At 67.1% G+C, this 2,982-nt stretch carries 4 protein-coding genes and 2 pseudogenes; all 6 read left to right on the top strand.

Features of this window, described 5'->3' with window-relative positions; genetic code table 11:
• Nucleotides 1-135: 135 nt before the first annotated feature.
• Entirely contained in the window at nucleotides 136-306 is a 171-nt protein-coding gene (locus tag C1I99_RS35080) for a trypsin-like serine protease (RefSeq protein ID WP_369122452.1), read from the top strand.
• Between the two features lie 235 nt (nucleotides 307-541).
• Complete coding sequence (locus C1I99_RS30775) at nucleotides 542-715, top strand: YbaK/EbsC family protein (RefSeq protein ID WP_199562455.1); 174 nt, start codon at nucleotides 542-544, stop codon at nucleotides 713-715.
• Nucleotides 716-895: 180 nt separating this feature from the next.
• Nucleotides 896-1,174: a cupin domain-containing protein gene (locus tag C1I99_RS30770; protein ID WP_199562454.1), complete on the top strand. Its 279-nt coding sequence runs from the start codon at nucleotides 896-898 to the stop codon at nucleotides 1,172-1,174.
• On the top strand, nucleotides 1,171-1,587 hold the full coding sequence (locus C1I99_RS30765) for a thioesterase family protein (protein ID WP_111137657.1): 417 nt from the start codon (nucleotides 1,171-1,173) through the stop codon (nucleotides 1,585-1,587). The genes C1I99_RS30770 and C1I99_RS30765 overlap by 4 nt, the downstream gene beginning before the upstream one ends.
• Before the next feature lie 42 nt (nucleotides 1,588-1,629).
• Nucleotides 1,630-2,189, top strand: a pseudogene (locus tag C1I99_RS30760) (IS5 family transposase); the annotation flags it as partial.
• 149 nt (nucleotides 2,190-2,338) lie between these two features.
• A pseudogene (locus tag C1I99_RS30750) lies at nucleotides 2,339-2,982 on the top strand (hypothetical protein); the annotation flags it as partial.

The following is a 2,982-nucleotide window of genomic DNA, read 5'->3' as shown; positions in this document are numbered from 1 at the left end:
GCCTGCGGAACTGGGCGGGCTGCAGCCCGGTGAACGGGAAGATCCACTCCGGGCGAGCCGCCGAGATCACCTGCACCCTGACATGATCCACCATGGACGCCCGACCGAGTTACGAGACGTCCCTTAGAGGGCGCGATCAAGACCGACATCTGCACGCTTGGCGGAGACAGCGGCGGTTCGCTGCACCACAACGGTGCCGCGCTCGGCCTCCTGTCCGGCGGCACCCCCGACTACGCCACCCCGTGCCGCAGCTACCACCAGCCCGTCAACGAGGCGCTGGCGTGGTACGGCATGGAGGTCTACTGACCGGAAGGGTTGCGGGGGCCCGGGACACGGGCCCCCGCAAAGGGAAGGGACGGCCGGCTGTGTGGCAGCAGCCGCGCGACGACCGACCGGTGCTTGTCCGCCGACTACGGCTGCGTAGCCGCTGCGACGCGGTCACCGGCCGCGGCGCTGGCTTCGGCCGCGGTGGCCTCTTGGCGCCGGCCGTCCAGCATCAGCCCACGCAGATACCGCAGACCTGTCGCCCGCTGGTCGCACCGTGCTGCCCTTCAGCTACCACCCTGACCTGGAGCTCATCGCCGATCCGACGCTGCTACGAGTGCCGGAGTTGTTCTTCAACGCCGCCCGGCTGGACCGGTCGATCGCCCTGGCCACCGACGACTACCTGCGCCTGGCGGTTCCTCGCATCGCCGCCATCACCACCGCAGTGTGACCTCGGGTCACCTTACGAGAGGGCGGCAGCCGCCCGCGCCTGCCCGACAAGAAGGAGACCGAATGCCGGACTACGCCATTCACTACCAGCCGCTGTTCACCGCCCTGCAGACGATGGACGTCCAAGCGTTGATCGACCAGGTCGACGAGCCGTGGTACAACCCAGATCGGGGACGTGTGGGTGCGGCTGGGGGTCATGCAGGGGGAGTTCCACTGGCACAAGTACGATGAGCAGGATGAGTTCTTCTTCGTGCTGGATGGACTTTTCCGCATCGAGCTGGAGAACGCCGATGCCGTCGAACTGGGTCCCCGGCAGGCGTTCACCGTCCCGGCGGGGATGCTGCATCGGCCGGTCGTCCCAGTACGTACCACTGTCCTGATGATCGAGAAGGCTGGCGTCATCGCCACCGGCGATTGCCTGCCCCGCCGCACCTGCCACACATCGGGAGGAAGATCGTGAACGCCTCACTCCGGCCGGGCCTTGCCGCACGACTGGACTATGTGGTCCCAGACGAACGCACTGTCCCGTACCTGCTACCGGAATCCGAGCATTTCGCAGCCCTGCCCACAGTCCTGGCCACCGGCTACCTGGTCGCCATCGTGGAATGGGCCTGCATGCGCGCCATCGACGGACATCTCCAAGTGGGTGAGCAGACCTTGGGAGTACACATCGATCTCAGCCACCAGGCACCCACACCTCCTGGTAGCACCCTCACTGTCCATGCCGAACTCAGCGCCGTCGAGGGTAGGCAGCTCACCTTCACCGTCCACGCCCACGACGACGCCGCCACCATCTGCCGCGGCATCCACCGTCGCGCCGTCATCAACACCGAACGTTTCAACGCGCGTATCAGGGCTCGAGTCACGGCCTAGGCCGTGTCCTGCGGATCATGGACGTGGTTCGTTGTACTGGTCGTGGCGCGTTTCGATTTGACGAATGACGAGTGGGCGATCTTGGAGCCGTTGCTGCCTGAGCAGCCCGGACGCGGTGGCCAGTGGCGTGATCACCGGCAGGTCATCAACGGGATCTGCTGGGTGAAACGTACCGGCTCGCCCTGGCGGGACATGCCTGAGCGGTACGGGCCGTGGAAGACCTGCCACGAACGGCTGCGCCGGTGGGCCGACGACGGGACCTGGGCGCGGCTCAAGCAACACGTGATCGCGGTGGCCGAGACCGATGGTGACGTCGACTGGAACGCCCAGGCCGACTCCACCATCGCCCGCGCCCACCAACACGCGGCGGGTGCCCGTAAAGGGGGCTCGACACGGCGGATTCGCAGGCACGTCAAGGTCTGGGTCGTTCCCGGGGAGGGCTGACCACGAAGGTGCACACTATGGCCGACGGGCGGGGACGCGCCCTCGCCACGCGGATCACCCCGGGCAACGCCTCCGACACCCGCGAACTGGTGCCACTGCTGGACAAGGTCGCCGTGATCCGTCCCGGCGGGTTCGGCCGACCCCGTAAGCGTCCGGACTCGGCGCGGCGTCGCGACCAGGTACGACAAGCTCGCTGACAGCTACCAGGCGTTCTGGACCTCGCCGAGACACTCGACTGGCTCCGAGCCCGACCCGACCGACCCTCATGATCCACAGGACACGGCTTAGCGGGCAGCATCACCTGCTGGTGCGCCGCAACATCAAAGATCCCACCGACCTGGCCTACTTCTACTGCTACAGTCCACCGGGCCGGCCGCCGGCCACTCTGGCCACCCTGGTGCGGGCCGCGGGGAGGCGTTGGCCGGTCGAGGAAGACTTTCGCACCGGCAAAGACCACTTCGGACTCGACCACAGCCAAGTCCGGCTCTACACCGCCCTGCTACGCCACCTCACCCTGACCGCCGCCGCCCTGGCGATCTGTGCGGTCACCGCCGCCGCCATGCGTCCGGTCACGAGCACTCTGCCCCCGCCACCGACCCGCCCTACCGAGGCGCCGCCACCGGACCCCGGTCTGATCCCGTTGACCGTTGCCGAGGTCAAACGCCTGTTCAACCTTTCACCCGCACCGTCCACGACGCGGCACACCACCTGCGATGGACGTGGTGGAGATGCCGCCACCAAGCCCGCGCCCGCTGGTACCACCACCGCACCCGACTACGATGCCGAACCCTCACAATATGATCAACTGAAGTGCGGCTGCCCTACTAGCTTGATCTTTAACCTGTGCGGCGGGGGCGGGGATTCGTGGTCTTCGTTTTCCTCGTGCCTGGCGGCTTGGCATCCTTTGTGGTCACGGTATGGACGTCGTAGCGCGGGGTGGGGTGACTGTTG

This window comes from Micromonospora deserti (assembly GCF_003236335.1).
In the GTDB taxonomy this organism is placed as follows: Bacteria; Actinomycetota; Actinomycetes; order Mycobacteriales; family Micromonosporaceae; genus Micromonospora; species Micromonospora deserti.
Note: the sequence above shows the minus strand (reverse complement) of the source record. Positions and strands in the feature narration are given on the sequence as shown.